The sequence below is a fragment of the Streptomyces sp. NPDC045678 genome, from assembly GCF_056432085.1.
Window position 1 is genome coordinate 635,589 of sequence record NZ_JBWKJS010000001.1, and the last position, 13,702, is coordinate 649,290.

Genomic DNA, 13,702 nt, shown 5'->3' on the forward strand with positions numbered 1-13,702 from the left:
CCCCAGCCGGTCAAGCGTGGGGGTGGGCGATGAGTCTCTTCAGGGATGACGGAATCGTTCTGCGTACCCAGAAGCTCGGTGAAGCGGACCGCATCATGCTGCTGTCTCCCGGGGGACGACCCCCGTACCCCCAGCCGGTCAAGCGTGGGGGTGGGCGATGAGTCTCTTCAGGGATGACGGAATCGTTCTGCGTACCCAGAAGCTCGGTGAAGCGGACCGCATCATCACCCTGCTCACGCGCGGTCACGGCCGCGTACGCGCCGTAGCGCGCGGTGTGCGGCGGACCAAGTCGAAGTTCGGGGCCCGGCTGGAGCCGTTCTCCCACGTCGACGTGCAGTTCTTCGCGCGGGGGAGCGAACTGGTCGGGCGGGGGCTCCCGCTCTGCACGCAGAGTGAGACCATCGCTCCCTACGGTGGCGGCATCGTGACCGACTACGCCCGCTACACCGCCGGCACGGCCATGCTGGAGACGGCGGAACGGTTCACCGATCACGAAGGGGAGCCCGCCGTGCAGCAGTACCTGCTGCTCGTCGGCGCGCTGCGCGTCCTGTCACGGGGAGAGCACGAGCCCCACCTCGTACTGGACGCCTTCCTGCTCCGCTCCCTCGCCGTCAACGGCTACGCGCCGAGCTTCACCGACTGCGCGAAGTGCGGCATGCCGGGCCCCAACCGCTTCTTCTCGGTCGCGGCGGGCGGCTCGATTTGCGTCGACTGCCGGGTGCCCGGCAGCGTCGTGCCGTCGGCGGAGACGCTCACGCTGCTCGGAGCGCTGCTCACCGGCGACTGGGAGACGGCGGACGCGTGCGAGGCGCGGCACGCCAGGGAGGGAAGCGGGCTCGTTTCCGCCTATCTGCACTGGCACCTGGAGCGCGGACTGCGCTCATTGCGGTACGTAGAGAAAAGCATGTGAACAGCTAGGTAGGAGAGAGACCCCATGGCACGACGCGGAATCCTCGGACGGTCCCGCCGCGAGTACCAGCTGCCCGAGCCCCACCCCTCGGGCGCGCGACCGCCGAAGATCCCCGGCGAGCTGGTCCCGCAGCACGTGGCGATCGTCATGGACGGCAACGGACGCTGGGCGAAGGACCGCGGGCTGCCGCGCACCGAGGGGCACAAGGTCGGCGCCGAGCGCGTCCTCGACGTACTGCAGGGCAGCATCGAGATGGGAGTCGGCGCGATCTCGCTGTACGCCTTCTCCACCGAGAACTGGAAGCGGTCCCCGGACGAGGTGAAGTTCCTGATGAACTTCAACCGCGACTTCATCCGCAAGACCCGCGACCAGCTGGACGACCTGGGCGTGCGGGTGCGCTGGGTGGGCCGGATGCCCAAGCTGTGGAAGTCGGTCGCCAGGGAGCTGGAGATCTCCCAGGAGCAGACCAAGGACAACGACAAGCTGACCCTGTACTTCTGCATGAACTACGGCGGCCGCGCCGAGATCGCGGACGCGGCGCAGGCCCTCGCCGAGGACGTGAAGGCGGGACGGCTCAACCCGTCCAAGATCAACGAGAAGACGTTCGCGAAGTACCTGTACTACCCGGACATGCCGGATGTCGACCTCTTCCTGCGCCCCAGCGGCGAGCAGCGCACGTCCAACTACCTCCTCTGGCAGAGCGCCTACGCCGAGATGGTCTTCCAGGACGTCCTGTGGCCGGACTTCGACCGGCGCGACCTGTGGCGCGCCTGCCTCGAATACGCCTCGCGCGACCGCCGCTTCGGCGGGGCGATCCCCAACGAGGAGCAGATCGCCAACAGTTAGGCACGCCCGTACCCGTACGGGAGCAGTACGTATGCGAAGGGGCCCGCACCGTCAGGACGACGGCGCGGGCCCCTTCACGTACGTACGCCTACTTGTCCGCGCACTCCTGGCACGTCCCGAAGATCTCCACCGTGTGCGCCACGTTCACGAAGCCGTGCTCCGACGCGATCGCCTCGGCCCACTTCTCGACCGCGGGGCCCTCCACCTCGACGGCCTTGCCGCAGACGCGGCAGACCAGGTGGTGGTGGTGATCACCGGACGAACAGCGGCGGTATACCGTCTCGCCCTCGCTGGTGCGCAGGGCGTCGACCTCGCCGGCATCGGCCAGGGACTGGAGGGTGCGGTAGACCGTGGTCAGACCGACCGAGTCGCCCTTGTGCTTGAGCATGTCGTGCAGCTCCTGCGCACTGCGGAACTCGTCCACGTCGTCGAGTGCCGCGGCCACCGCCGCACGCTGGCGGGTCGACCTGCCTCGAACCGGGGCTCCCACGGTTGCCTCCTCGCGTCTGCGCTCTGGTCTGGGCCTGCCGGGCCATTGTGCCAGGTCGGCCTGGACGCAGGTCAGGTCTTGGCCACCGGCTGGGCCGGGACCGAGCACTCCGCGGGATCACCGGCCGCCGCCGCGGCGGCCGCGGCCCGCGCTCTGCGCCTGGCCAGCGGCGTCGCGAGGACCGTGAGGGCGATGAAGACGCCGATGGTCAGCAGCACGATCGTCGCGCCGGGCGGCACGTCCTGGTAGTAGGACGTCACCGTTCCGCCGAGCGTCACCGCGATGCCGATCGCCACCGAGACCGCGAACGTCGCCGCGAAGCTGCGGGTGAGCTGCTGTGCGGCGGCCACCGGCACCACCATCAGCGCGGAGACCAGGAGCAGGCCCACGACGCGCATCGCGACGGTGACCGTGACCGCGGCGGTGACCGCGGTGAGCAGGTTCAGGGCCCGCACCGGCAGCCCGGTCACCCGCGCGAACTCCTCGTCCTGGCTGACCGCGAAGAGCTGGCGGCGCAGGCCGACCGTGACGAGAACCACAAAGGCGGCGAGCAGACAGATCGCCGAGACGTCCTCCTCGGAGACCGTCGAGAGCGAGCCGAAGAGGTACGACTGGAGGTTCGCGTTCGAGCCGCCGGGGGCGAGGTTGATGAACATGACGCCGCCCGCCATGCCGCCGTAGAACAGCATCGCCAGGGCGATGTCGCCGCGCGTCTTGCCGTACCAGCGGATCAGCTCCATGACGACGGCGCCGACGATCGCGACCGCCGTCGCCATCCACACGGGAGACGTCGACAGGAGGAAGCCGAGGCCGACGCCGGTCATCGCGACGTGCCCGATGCCGTCGCCCATGAGGGCCTGGCGGCGCTGGACGAGGTAGATGCCGACGGCGGGCGCGGTGATACCGACCAGGACGGCGGCGAGCAGCGCGCGCTGCATGAAGGCGTAGTTGAGGAGTTCCATGACTCTCGCGTCCTCAGGTGAGCAGGCCGGTACGGACCGGCTCCGCGTCGGCGGTGTGCGGGTGGACGTGGTCGTGGCCGGGCAGGGCGTGCTGGCCGACCGCCCGCGGCGGCGGGCCGTCGTGCAGGACGCAGCCGTCGCGCAGGACCACGGCACGGTCGATCAGGGGCTCCAGGGGGCCGAGCTCGTGCAGGACGAGCAGGACGGAGGCGCCGCCCGCGACCTGCCGGCGCAGGGTGGTCGCGAGGACCTCCTGGCTCGCCAGGTCGACGCCCGCCATCGGCTCGTCCATGATCAGCAGCTCCGGTTCGGAGGCCAGCGCGCGGGCGATGAGGACCCGCTGGTGCTGACCGCCGGAGAGGGCGTTGACGGAGTCCTTGGCGCGGTCGGCGAGCCCCACCGCGTCGATGGCGCGGGCGACGGCCTCGCGGTCGGCCTTGCGCATGATCCCGAGGCGGGCACGCGAGAGCCGCCCCGAGGCGACGACCTCGTTGATCGTGGCGGGGACGCCGCCCGCGGCGGTGGTGCGCTGCGGTACGTACCCGACGCGGGCCCAGTCGCGGAAGCGGCGGCGCGGGGTGCCGAAGATCTCGATGTCGCCGCCGGTGACGGGGACCTGCCCGATGACCGTGCGGACGGCCGTGGACTTGCCGGAGCCGTTGGCGCCGAGGAGGGCGACGACCTCGCCGCGGCCGACGGTGAGGTCGATGCCGCGCAGTACGGGGCGCGAGCCGAGCTCGGCCGTCACCTTGCGCAGGGATATGACCGCGTTGCCCTTGTCGGTTGCGTTGCTCATCGCTCCGGCCTCCAAAGCCGCTGGGAGGGGGTCACTTGGCGCCCAGGGCCTTCTGGAGGGCCTTGAGGTTGGACTCCATGACCTGCAGGTAGTCGTCGCCCTTGGAGTCGTCGGTGATGCCCTCGAGGGGGTCGAGCACGTCGGTCTTCAGGCCGGTGTCCTTGGCGAGGGTCTGCGCCGTCTTGTCGCTGACGAGCGTCTCGTAGAAGACCGTGGTGACGCCGTCGGCCTTCGCCATCTTCTGGAGGTCCTTGACGCGCTTCGCGCTCGGCTCGGCCTCGGGGTCGAGGCCGCTGATGGCCTCCTCGGTGAGGCCGTAGCGCTCGGCGAGGTAGCCGAAGGCGGCGTGGGTGGTGATGAAGACCTTGGAGTCGGTGTTCTTCAGGCCGTCCTCGAACGACTTGTCCAGACCGCCGAGCTTCTTCACCAGGGCCGCGGTGTTCGTCTTGTACGTCTTCGCGTGGTCCGGGTCGGCCTTCTCCAGGGCCTTGCCGACACCCTCGGCGACCTCGGCGTACTTCACCGGGTCCAGCCAGATGTGGGGGTCGGCGCCTTCGTGGGAGTGGCCGTGGTCGTGCCCTTCGTGCCCCTCTTCGTCCTCGCCGTGGTCGTGCTCCTCGGCGTGCCCGCCGACCTCGTTGCCGTGCTTCTCCGTGCTGGTCAGCGACGCGGCGTCGATCTTGGCCTTGATGCCGGACTGGTCGATGGCGTCGTCGACGGCGGGCTGAAGGCCCTTGAGGTAGAGGGCGACGTCGGACTCCTCGAGCTCGCCGCGCTGCCTGGCGGAGACGTCGAGGTCGTGGGGCTCCTGGCCGGGCTCGGTGAGCGTGGTGACGGAGACGTGGTCACCGCCGATCTGCTCCGCGAGGTACTGCATGGGGTAGAACGACGCCACGACGTCCAGCTTGCCGTCCTTGTCGTCCGCGGCGGAGGTGGAGCAGGCGGTCAGGGCGGTGAGGCCGAGGACCGTGGCGGAGGCAAGGGCGGCGGTGGGTATCAGGCGTCGTACGTTCATGACACTCATTTTCAACAAAAATGGAAACGGTTGTCAACAAGGCCTCTGTGAGGGGGTGCGCGGGGAACCGATTTGATTAGGGGGGTAAGGCCGCCGGTAACCTGAAGCATTCGCTCCCGAAGCCGCTGCTCCGGCAGCACTTGCTTCGCCCGCCGTCATAATGAAGAGAGCACCGTGGCCGCCGACAAGATCGACACCATCGTCAGCCTGAGCAAGCGCCGTGGCTTCGTTTTCCCCTGCAGTGAGATCTACGGCGGTCAGCGCGCCGCCTGGGACTACGGACCGCTCGGCGTCGAGCTGAAGGAGAACCTCAAGCGCCAGTGGTGGCGCTACATGGTCACCTCGCGCGAGGACGTTGTCGGTATCGACTCGTCGGTGATCCTGGCGAGCGAGGTCTGGCAGGCCTCCGGCCACGTCGCGACCTTCTCCGACCCGCTCACCGAGTGCCTCTCCTGTCACAAGCGCCACCGCGCCGACCACCTGGAAGAGGCCTACGAGGCCAAGCACAACCGCCCGCCGGCCAACGGCCTCGCGGACGTCAACTGCCCCAACTGCGGCACCAAGGGCCAGTTCACCGAGCCCAAGCAGTTCTCCGGCATGCTCGCCACGCACCTCGGCCCCACGCAGGACACCGGCTCCGTCGCCTACCTGCGCCCCGAGACCGCGCAGGGCATCTTCACCAACTTCGCCCAGGTCCAGCAGACCTCGCGCCGCAAGCCGCCGTTCGGCATCGCGCAGATGGGCAAGTCCTTCCGCAACGAGATCACGCCCGGCAACTTCATCTTCCGGACCCGCGAGTTCGAGCAGATGGAGATGGAGTTCTTCGTCAAGCCGGGCGAGGACGAGAAGTGGCAGGAGTACTGGATGGAGCAGCGCTGGAACTGGTACACCGGCCTGGGCCTGCGCGAGGAGAACATGCGGTGGTACGAGCACCCGAAGGAGAAGCTCTCCCACTACTCCAAGCGCACCGCTGACATCGAGTACCGCTTCCAGTTCGGCGGCAGCGAGTGGGGCGAGCTCGAGGGCGTCGCCAACCGCACGGACTACGACCTGACCGCGCACTCCAAGGCGTCGGGCCAGGACCTGTCCTACTTCGACCAGGAGGCCGGCGAGCGCTGGACCCCCTACGTCATCGAGCCCGCGGCCGGCGTCGGCCGCACCATGCTCGCCTTCCTCCTCGACTCCTACATCGAGGACGAGGCCCCCAACGCCAAGGGCAAGCTGGAGAAGCGGACCGTCATGCGCTTCGACCACCGCATCGCGCCGGTGAAGGTCGCGGTCCTTCCCCTTTCGAGGAACCCGGAGCTCTCCCCGAAGGCCAAGGGCCTGGCGACCGCGCTCCGCCAGAACTGGAACATCGAGTTCGATGACGCGGGCGCCATCGGCCGCCGCTACCGCCGCCAGGACGAGATCGGCACGCCGTACTGCGTGACGGTCGACTTCGACACGCTGGACGACAACGCGGTGACGGTGCGGGAGCGCGACACGATGAAGCAGGAGCGCGTGTCTCTCGACCAGATCGAGGGTTACCTCGCGACGCGTCTCGTGGGCTGCTGACGCGTCGACTGACAGTGGCTTGGGGAAGCCCCCGGTTCCGGGTTATGGAACCGGGGGCTTCCGTGCACACTGAGCGCATGCCTACCCCCACGACCACGAGCAGGGTCAGACGATGGGACCAGCACGGACGCGAGCACGTCGTCGAGGTCCAGAAGGCGGGCGTGCAGCGGCAGTTGAGCTGTGGGACCTGCGGGTGGCGCAGGAAGGCGCAGTTCCTGCCGTGGCTCAAGGCCGAGGAACACCTGACGCTGGAGCACCAGGCGACGGTGGACCCATCGGCTCCGCCTTCATAGGCGTCATGGGCGTCATAGATGTCATGGGCGTCATGACGAGGATCGTGGTGTCCTGCGGCTGCGGCTGCGGCTGCGGCTGCGGTGAGTTGAGCAGCGGATTGCCACCGGGACGGCACGGTGATCGAGTACGTGGAGCACAGGCTGACGGAGGAGGGGCTGTAGGCACGGTTGTCAGTGGCACCCTCTAGGGTCCGCCGGTGTGACTGAATCTCCCACCTCCGCCACCTCTCCCGCCTACCTGACTGCGACAGCAGACGCCTACGACTCCATCGCCACGGTGTACGCGGGCCTGCCCCGCGACGACCTTCGAGCCCCCTCGCTGGACCACGCGTGGATCGCCGCGTTCGCCGATCGGGTCAGGGCCGAAGGCGGGGGAACCGTCGCGGAGTTCGGCTGCGGCCCGGGCCCGGTGACGGCACTCCTTGGGGACCTGGGCCTGGACGCGTTCGGGATCGACCTCTCCCCGGCGATGATCGACCTGGCGCGTGCGGCGTACCCGGACCTCCGCTTCGAGGTCGGCTCGATGGACGAGTCGGACCTGCCGGACGGCGCCCTCTCCGGCATCGTGTCGTGGTACTCGGTGATCCACGCCCCGCCGCAGGAACTGCCGCCGTACTTCGCGGAGTTCCACCGGGTCCTCGCCCCCGGCGGCCACCTCCTGCTCGGCTTCTTCGAGTCGGAGGGCGACCCGGTCACCCCGTTCGACCACAAGGTGGCCACGGCCTACCGCTGGCCGGTCGACGACCTGGCGTCCCTGGCCCGGGAGGCGGGCTTCACCGAGTTGGGCCGGATGCTGAGGGAGCCGGGGGAGGGGGAGCGGTTCCGCCGGGGGAACCTGCTGATGCGGCGATCTCGGCGATGAGGGTTTCGATCCTGGTCCTGATCTCGTCGCGGATCGGCCGGACGGCTTCGACGCCTCGGCCGGCGGGGTCGTCGAGGGCCCAGTCGAGGTAGGTCTTGCCGGGGAAGACCGGGCAGGCGTCGCCGCAGCCCATGGTGATCACGTAGTCGGAGGCGCGCACGGCCTCGGTGGTGAGGATCTTGGGAGTGGCGGCGGAGATGTCGATGCCGACTTCCTCCATCGCCGCGACGGCGGCCGGGTTGACCCGGTCGCCGGGGACCGATCCGGCGGAGCGGACCTCGACGCGGTCGCCCGCGAGGTGGGCGAGGAATCCGGCGGCCATCTGCGAGCGGCCCGCATTGTGGACGCAGACGAACAGAACGGACGCGAGCGGCGCGGACGGGGGCGCGGTCATGGGGCTCTTCCTTCGCGAGTGGCCAAGCGGGTCGGCGAACGGTCGGAACCCCTTGACGAATCAGCGGTGGCTGGTATCAGCTCAGGGTGATGTGACAATATCAGCCCATGATGACGTCAGTCGACACTGATCTGATCCGGGTGCTCGCCGACCCGCTCAGGCTCCACATCGTGACCCTGCTCGCCCGCGAGACGCTGTGCACCACGCACCTGGTGGAGGAGACCGGGGCCCGTCAGACCAACCTCTCCAACCACCTCAAGGTGCTGCGCGAAGCTGGAGTCGTGGAGACCGAGCCATGCGGCCGGTTCACGTACTACCGCCTCAAACCGGACGTCATCGCCGCCCTGGCGGGCCAGTTCACCGAGCTGGCCGCGGCCGCGCGGACGACCGCGGAGACCGGCCGGAAGCGGGCCTGCTGATGACCGCGACCGACCCCGGAACTCCTGCGGCCGACGTGTCCGGTGACGCCTCGATCGTCGCGAAGCTCTCCACCCTCGACCGCTTCCTCGCGGTGTGGATCCTCATCGCCATGGGCGTCGGCCTCGGGCTCGGCCGCCTGATCCCGGGCCTGAACGACGTCCTCGCCAAGGTCGAGATCGGCGGGGTCTCCCTGCCGATCGCCCTAGGTCTGCTGGTCATGATGTACCCGGTGCTGGCCAAGGTCCGCTACGACAAGTTCGACAACGTCACCGGCGACCGCAGGCTGATGGCCTCCTCGCTGGTCGTCAACTGGCTCGTCGGCCCGGCGGTCATGTTCGCACTCGCGTGGATCTTCCTGCCCGACCTGCCCGAGTACCGCACCGGCCTGATCATCGTCGGCCTCGCCCGCTGCATCGCCATGGTCATCATCTGGAACGACCTCGCCTGCGGCGACCGTGAGGCCGCCGCCGTCCTGGTCGCCCTCAACTCGGTCTTCCAGGTCGTCGCGTTCGGCCTGCTCGCCTGGTTCTACCTCGACCTGCTGCCGGCCTGGCTAGGCCTGGGCGAAGGCGAGAAGCTCGACGTCTCCATGGGGAAGATCGCGCTGAACGTCGTCATCTTCCTCGGCGTCCCGCTCCTCGCCGGATTCCTCACCCGCCGCGTCGGCGAGCAGAGGCTCGGCCGCGAGCGCTACGAGGCCGACTTCCTGCCGAGGATCGGCCCATGGGCCCTGTACGGCCTGCTGTTCGCGATCGTCGTCCTCTTCGCCCTGCAAGGCAGGACGATCACTTCGCAGCCCGTCGACGTGGTCCGGATCGCGCTGCCGCTCCTGGTCTACTTCGCCGTCATGTTCTTCGGGACCTTCCTGCTCGGCAAGAGCCTCGGCCTCGCCTACGACCGCACCGCCACCCTCGCGTTCACCGCGGCGGGCAACAACTTCGAGCTGGCCATCGCGGTCGCCATCGCCACCTTCGGCGTCACGAGCGGGCAGGCGCTGTCGGGCGTCGTCGGTCCGCTCATCGAAGTACCCGTCCTGATCGGCCTGGTGTACGTGGCGCTTGCCTGGCGCGCCCGCTTCAGTCGACGGTGAGGCTGCGGCGCTCGACGAGCACGACGTCCCGCCAACGGCCGTGCTGCTTGGCGATGCGCTCGCGGATGCCCAGAACGCGGAACCCCGCGCGCTCGTGGAGGGCCAGGCTGGCGGTGTTCTCGGGGAAGATGCCGGACTGAACGGTCCAGATCCCGGCCGCCTCGGTGGAGTCGATGAGGGCCTTCAGCAGCGCGGCCGCGATGCCTCGGCCGCGAGCCTCCGCGTGTACGTAGACGGAGTGCTCGACGACTCCGGCGTACGCGCGCCGGTCGGACGTTCTCGCCGCCGCGATCCACCCCAGCACCGTGCCGTCGGCGCCCAGGGCCACGAAGCGATGCGCGGGCAGCTTCCCGGCGTCGAACGCCTCCCACGTGGGGGCACTGGTCTCGAAGGTGGCGTCGCCCTCCTCGATCCCGGCCGCGTAGATCGCGAGAACCTGCTCGGCGTGCTCGGCCGTCAGCGGCACGATCGCGGCACCGGCACCGGCACCGGCCGCGTCCCGCCGCTCCGCGTCCGCCGGGTTCATGCCGCCGGACGCAAGGTCAACAGCCGGCCCATGGCGGCCAGTACGGACGGCTCCACGCGGTAATAGACCCAGGTGCCGCGCCGCTCGGAGGTGAGCAGCCCGGCGTCCTTCAGCTTCTTGAGGTGGTGGGAGACGGTCGGCTGGGAGACCCCGACGTCGGAGATGTCGCAGACGCAGGCTTCCCCGCCCTCGTGCGAGGCGACGAGCGAGAAGAGGCGCAGCCGCACCGGATCGCCGAGCGCCCTGAACATGCGGGCCGCGGTCTCCGCCTCCTCGACCGAGAGGGGGCGCTCGGTCAGTGGCGGGCAGCACGGTGCCGTGCCCTGGTCGGCGGCGGATTCGAGGATCGGTAGGACCTTCCCATTCGGCATATGTCTATGTTGACACATGTCGAAGTAGCCCGGCGGGGCACTGAACTCCTTGATTAGATAGTTGCCTATATTGACGCCTGTCGAACCAAGTGTGATGCTGGCCGCTCAAGCCATCGACGTCTGTCGAAACAAGCGAGGAGTCGCCGTGAACGCGCCTGCCACCTCCGAACTGCCCGTCGTCGTGATCGGGGCCGGCCCCATCGGTCTGGCAGCCGCTTCCCACCTCGTCGCTCAGGGCATCGAGCCGCTCGTCCTGGAGGCGGGACCGCGGGCCGGCGCGGCCGTGCGTGAGTGGGCGCACGTGCGGCTCTTCTCCCCCTGGGGCGAGGTCGTCGACCCGGCAGCCGAGAAGCTCCTCGCGCCGACCGGCTGGACCCGCCCCGACCCGGCCACGTACCCCTCCGGCGGAGACTGGGCGAAGAGCTACCTCCAGCCGCTCGCCGACGCCCTCGGCGACAAGGTCCGCACGAACGCCACGGTCACCGGTGTCTCACGCTCCGGCCGTGACCGCATCGTCGACGCCGACCGCGAGGCCCAGCCCTTCGTCGTCCACGTCGCCCGGGCCGACGGCCGCGAAGAGCGGATTCTCGCCCGCGCCGTGATCGACGCCTCCGGAACCTGGGCCACCCCGTCCCCCGCGGGCGCGAGCGGTCTGCCCGCCCTCGGAGAGAAGGCCGCCGCCGGGCGGATCACCTACCGCGTCCCCGACCTCACCGACGCCGCCACACGCGCCCGTTACGCGGGCAGGCGCACCGCCGTCATCGGTTCCGGCGCCTCCGCGTTCACCGCCCTCGCCCACCTGGCCGACCTCGCCACCGCCGACGACGGCGCGGGCACCAAGGGCGTGTGGATCCTGCGGCGCGGCATCTCCGGCTCCACGTTCGGCGGCGGCGCGGCCGACCAGCTGCCGGCCCGCGGCGCGCTCGGCCTGGCCGCGAAGGCCGCCGTCGACGGCGGGTACGCCGACGCGGTGACCGGCTTCCGCACCGTCGCGGTCGAGCGGGACGCGAACGGCCGCCCGGTCCTGGTCGCCGAGGACGGCCGCTGCCTCGACCCGGTCGACGAGGTCATCGTGCTCACCGGCTTCCGCCCCGACCTGTCCTTCCTCTCCGAACTCCGCCTGGGCCTCGACGAGCGTCTTCAGGCCCCGGTGGAGCTGGCCCCGCTGATCGACCCCAACCAGCACTCCTGCGGCACCGTCCACCCGCACGGGCACCGCGAACTGGCCCACCCCGAACAGGGCGTCCACCTGGTCGGCATGAAGTCCTACGGCCGCGCCCCCACCTTCCTCGCCATGACCGGTTACGAGCAGGTCCGCTCGGTCGTCGCCGCCATCGCCGGGGACGCGGACTCCGCCGACCGCGTGGAACTCACCCTCCCGGAAACCGGCGTCTGCGGCGGCGCCGGTCTCTTCGACACCACCGCAACCGTCCCGGAAGACGCCGGTTGCTGCTGACCCCGCATCAGGTCCGCAGGCCGCGCAGGGTGAGGTCGAGGACCGCCGTGAACGCGTCCTCGATGCCCGGGCGGGACCAGTGGGACGCGTAGCACGGGTCGTGGAAGCGGGACGTGGCGTCGAAGACCGCTCGGGCCGAGAGGGCGGGGTCGGGGGACGTGAAGTCGCCCGCGTCCGCGCCCTCTTGCACGATCGCCGTCAGTTGCGACGTGAGGTCCGCGATGTGCGCGTCCACCACGTCGCTGTTCTCCTCGACCAGGACCGAGTACGTGGCGAAGAGCTCGGGGTCGTCGCCCGCCTTGTGCTGCTTCGCGTTGAAGAGGCCTGCGAGCCAGTCGCGGAGCTTCGTCTCGGGGGGTTCCGTGCCGGTGACGATGGCGGAGAGCGTCTGCGACGTACGGTCCAGCCAGCGCCGCGTCACCGCGCCGCGCAGCTCCGCCTTCGTGCGGAAGTGGCGGTACACCGTGCCGTGGCTCACCCCGAGGGCGCGGGCCACGTCGACCACCGTGGCCTTGGCCGCGCCGTGCCTGCGCAGCACCTCCTCGGTCGCTTCGAGGATGCGCTCGGGGGTCAGAGGAGCCGCGGTTGCTGCCATGGCTAGACCGTACCCGGGGGCGATCAGTGCTCGCTGTCGAGGTGTGCCATCTGGGAGTCCGGGTAGCGGGCCCCGGCTGCCGCGCCCGCGGGGACGGCCTCCTCGATCGCGGCCAGGTCGGCGGGGTCGAGCGTGACGTCCAGGGCGCCGAGCGCCTCGTCGAGGCGGGCGCGCGTACGGGCGCCCACCAGCGGCACGATCGACGCCCCGCGCCGTGTGCCCTGCGCGAGCACCCAGGCGATCGCGGTCTGCGCGACGCTCACGCCCTTCTGGTCGGCGATCTTCCGCAGCGCCTCGACCAGGTCGAGGTTGCGGTCGAGGTTCTCGCCCTGGAAGCGGGGGCTCATCGACCGGAAGTCGTTCGCGGCCAGCTTGCGGTCGCGGGTGAAGTGGCCGGAGATCAGGCCGCGGGACAGCACCCCGTACGCCGTCACGCCGATGCCCAGCTCCGCGACCGTCGGCAGGATCTCCGCCTCGATGCCGCGCGAGATGAGGGAGTACTCGATCTGGAGGTCGGAGATCGGGGCCGTGGCCGCTGCCCGGCGAATCGTGCCCGCGCCGACCTCGGAGAGGCCGATGTGCCGCACGTACCCCTTCTCGACCAGTTCCGCGATGGCGCCCACGGTCTCCTCGACCGGTACGTCCGGGTCGACGCGGGCGATGCGGTAGACGTCGATGTGGTCGACGCCGAGGCGCTGGAGGGAGTACGCGGCGAAGTTCTTGACCGCGGACGGGCGGCCGTCGTAACCCGACCAGCCACCGTCCGGGTCGCGCAGTGCGCCGAACTTCACGCTGGTCAGGGCCTGTTCGCGGCGGGCGGCCGGGGCGGAGCGCAGCGCTTCGCCGATCAGCATTTCGTTGTGCCCCATCGCGTAGAAGTCGCCGGTGTCGAGGAGTGTGACGCCCGCATCGAGGGCGGCGTGGATCGTCGCGATCGACTCCGTGCGGTCCGCCTCTCCGTAGAGCGCGGACATGCCCATGCAGCCGAGGCCGAGGGCGGAGGTCCGGGGGCCGGTGTTTCCGAGAGTGAGAGTACGCATGCCCCCACCATGACATGGCGAATGACAGAATTCAATATCTGTTATCTGATATCTGTCAGTTGTCAGGCCCTAGTGGGGG

Annotated in this window: 17 protein-coding genes; 8 read left to right on the forward strand and 9 right to left on the reverse strand. The window is 69.9% G+C overall.

The window, feature by feature from the left end; genetic code table 11:
* The first annotated feature begins 157 nt into the window (after positions 1–157).
* Entirely contained in the window at positions 158–910 is a 753-nt protein-coding gene (gene recO, locus AC07DO_RS02740; protein WP_356262239.1) for a DNA repair protein RecO, read from the forward strand.
* A 24-nt stretch (positions 911–934) separates the two neighbouring features.
* Positions 935–1,756, forward strand: a complete 822-nt coding sequence (locus AC07DO_RS02745; protein ID WP_479056523.1) for an isoprenyl transferase — start codon at positions 935–937, stop codon at positions 1,754–1,756.
* An 88-nt stretch (positions 1,757–1,844) separates the two neighbouring features.
* Here AC07DO_RS02745 and AC07DO_RS02750 read toward each other — a convergent pair whose 3' ends face one another.
* From AC07DO_RS02750 to AC07DO_RS02765, 4 genes are all read right to left on the reverse strand, one after another.
* Positions 1,845–2,246, reverse strand: a complete 402-nt coding sequence (locus AC07DO_RS02750) for a Fur family transcriptional regulator (protein WP_479056524.1) — start codon at positions 2,244–2,246, stop codon at positions 1,845–1,847.
* A 71-nt stretch (positions 2,247–2,317) separates the two neighbouring features.
* Positions 2,318–3,208 carry a metal ABC transporter permease gene (locus AC07DO_RS02755; protein ID WP_150167540.1) on the reverse strand — a complete coding sequence of 297 codons (891 nt, stop codon included), beginning with the start codon at positions 3,206–3,208 and terminating at the stop codon, positions 2,318–2,320.
* 13 nt (positions 3,209–3,221) lie between these two features.
* Positions 3,222–4,004 (reverse strand): metal ABC transporter ATP-binding protein, encoded by a 783-nt coding sequence (locus AC07DO_RS02760; RefSeq protein WP_479056525.1) that lies wholly within the window; start codon positions 4,002–4,004, stop codon positions 3,222–3,224.
* Between the two features lie 31 nt (positions 4,005–4,035).
* Positions 4,036–5,019 (reverse strand): metal ABC transporter substrate-binding protein, encoded by a 984-nt coding sequence (locus AC07DO_RS02765; protein ID WP_479056526.1) that lies wholly within the window; start codon positions 5,017–5,019, stop codon positions 4,036–4,038.
* 174 nt (positions 5,020–5,193) lie between these two features.
* On the opposite strand from AC07DO_RS02765, the gene AC07DO_RS02770 reads away from it, so the two are divergent.
* From AC07DO_RS02770 to AC07DO_RS02780, 3 genes are all read left to right on the forward strand, one after another.
* Positions 5,194–6,576: a glycine--tRNA ligase gene (locus tag AC07DO_RS02770; protein ID WP_479056527.1), complete on the forward strand. Its 1,383-nt coding sequence runs from the start codon at positions 5,194–5,196 to the stop codon at positions 6,574–6,576.
* Positions 6,577–6,653: 77 nt separating this feature from the next.
* On the forward strand, positions 6,654–6,869 hold the full coding sequence (locus tag AC07DO_RS02775; protein WP_479056529.1) for a hypothetical protein: 216 nt from the start codon (positions 6,654–6,656) through the stop codon (positions 6,867–6,869).
* 199 nt (positions 6,870–7,068) lie between these two features.
* Positions 7,069–7,731, forward strand: a complete 663-nt coding sequence (locus tag AC07DO_RS02780; RefSeq protein ID WP_479056530.1) for a class I SAM-dependent DNA methyltransferase — start codon at positions 7,069–7,071, stop codon at positions 7,729–7,731.
* Here AC07DO_RS02780 and AC07DO_RS02785 read toward each other — a convergent pair.
* On the reverse strand, positions 7,643–8,125 hold the full coding sequence (locus tag AC07DO_RS02785; protein ID WP_479056531.1) for an arsenate reductase ArsC: 483 nt from the start codon (positions 8,123–8,125) through the stop codon (positions 7,643–7,645). The genes AC07DO_RS02780 and AC07DO_RS02785 overlap by 89 nt on opposite strands.
* A gap of 107 nt (positions 8,126–8,232) precedes the next feature.
* On the opposite strand from AC07DO_RS02785, the gene AC07DO_RS02790 reads away from it, so the two are divergent.
* Together AC07DO_RS02790 and arsB are read left to right on the forward strand one after the other, a co-directional pair.
* Complete coding sequence (locus AC07DO_RS02790; RefSeq protein WP_479056532.1) at positions 8,233–8,544, forward strand: ArsR/SmtB family transcription factor; 312 nt, start codon at positions 8,233–8,235, stop codon at positions 8,542–8,544.
* Positions 8,544–9,635: an ACR3 family arsenite efflux transporter gene (arsB, locus tag AC07DO_RS02795; protein ID WP_479056534.1), complete on the forward strand. Its 1,092-nt coding sequence runs from the start codon at positions 8,544–8,546 to the stop codon at positions 9,633–9,635. Before AC07DO_RS02790 ends, arsB begins: the two co-directional genes overlap by 1 nt.
* Here arsB and AC07DO_RS02800 read toward each other — a convergent pair.
* Both AC07DO_RS02800 and AC07DO_RS02805 read right to left on the reverse strand, forming a co-directional pair.
* Positions 9,622–10,161 (reverse strand): N-acetyltransferase family protein, encoded by a 540-nt coding sequence (locus tag AC07DO_RS02800; RefSeq protein ID WP_479056535.1) that lies wholly within the window; start codon positions 10,159–10,161, stop codon positions 9,622–9,624. The genes arsB and AC07DO_RS02800 overlap by 14 nt on opposite strands.
* Entirely contained in the window at positions 10,158–10,532 is a 375-nt protein-coding gene (locus AC07DO_RS02805) for an ArsR/SmtB family transcription factor (protein WP_479056536.1), read from the reverse strand. Before AC07DO_RS02805 ends, AC07DO_RS02800 begins: the two co-directional genes overlap by 4 nt.
* Positions 10,533–10,677: 145 nt before the next feature.
* On the opposite strand from AC07DO_RS02805, the gene AC07DO_RS02810 reads away from it, so the two are divergent.
* Positions 10,678–11,988 carry an NAD(P)-binding domain-containing protein gene (locus AC07DO_RS02810; RefSeq protein ID WP_479056538.1) on the forward strand — a complete coding sequence of 437 codons (1,311 nt, stop codon included), beginning with the start codon at positions 10,678–10,680 and terminating at the stop codon, positions 11,986–11,988.
* A gap of 7 nt (positions 11,989–11,995) precedes the next feature.
* Here the strand turns inward: AC07DO_RS02810 and AC07DO_RS02815 are convergent, their stop codons facing one another.
* Both AC07DO_RS02815 and AC07DO_RS02820 read right to left on the reverse strand, forming a co-directional pair.
* On the reverse strand, positions 11,996–12,583 hold the full coding sequence (locus tag AC07DO_RS02815) for a TetR/AcrR family transcriptional regulator (RefSeq protein ID WP_479056539.1): 588 nt from the start codon (positions 12,581–12,583) through the stop codon (positions 11,996–11,998).
* A gap of 23 nt (positions 12,584–12,606) precedes the next feature.
* Complete coding sequence (locus tag AC07DO_RS02820) at positions 12,607–13,623, reverse strand: aldo/keto reductase (RefSeq protein WP_479056540.1); 1,017 nt, start codon at positions 13,621–13,623, stop codon at positions 12,607–12,609.
* Positions 13,624–13,702: the final 79 nt, after the last annotated feature.

Excerpts from the sequence above, each read along its gene's own strand:
- recO (WP_356262239.1), top strand. The coding sequence starts at position 158 with ATGAGTCTCTTCAGGGATGACGGAATCGTTCTGCGTACCCAGAAGCTC.
- AC07DO_RS02745 (WP_479056523.1), top strand. The coding sequence starts at position 935 with ATGGCACGACGCGGAATCCTCGGACGGTCCCGCCGCGAGTACCAGCTG.
- AC07DO_RS02755 (WP_150167540.1), bottom strand. The coding sequence starts at position 3,208 with ATGGAACTCCTCAACTACGCCTTCATGCAGCGCGCGCTGCTCGCCGCC.
- AC07DO_RS02760 (WP_479056525.1), bottom strand. The coding sequence starts at position 4,004 with ATGAGCAACGCAACCGACAAGGGCAACGCGGTCATATCCCTGCGCAAG.
- AC07DO_RS02765 (WP_479056526.1), bottom strand. The coding sequence starts at position 5,019 with ATGAACGTACGACGCCTGATACCCACCGCCGCCCTTGCCTCCGCCACG.
- AC07DO_RS02775 (WP_479056529.1), top strand. The coding sequence starts at position 6,654 with ATGCCTACCCCCACGACCACGAGCAGGGTCAGACGATGGGACCAGCAC.
- AC07DO_RS02785 (WP_479056531.1), bottom strand. The coding sequence starts at position 8,125 with ATGACCGCGCCCCCGTCCGCGCCGCTCGCGTCCGTTCTGTTCGTCTGC.
- AC07DO_RS02790 (WP_479056532.1), top strand. The coding sequence starts at position 8,233 with ATGATGACGTCAGTCGACACTGATCTGATCCGGGTGCTCGCCGACCCG.
- arsB (WP_479056534.1), top strand. The coding sequence starts at position 8,544 with ATGACCGCGACCGACCCCGGAACTCCTGCGGCCGACGTGTCCGGTGAC.
- AC07DO_RS02800 (WP_479056535.1), bottom strand. The coding sequence starts at position 10,161 with ATGAACCCGGCGGACGCGGAGCGGCGGGACGCGGCCGGTGCCGGTGCC.
- AC07DO_RS02805 (WP_479056536.1), bottom strand. The coding sequence starts at position 10,532 with ATGCCGAATGGGAAGGTCCTACCGATCCTCGAATCCGCCGCCGACCAG.
- AC07DO_RS02815 (WP_479056539.1), bottom strand. The coding sequence starts at position 12,583 with ATGGCAGCAACCGCGGCTCCTCTGACCCCCGAGCGCATCCTCGAAGCG.
- AC07DO_RS02820 (WP_479056540.1), bottom strand. The coding sequence starts at position 13,623 with ATGCGTACTCTCACTCTCGGAAACACCGGCCCCCGGACCTCCGCCCTC.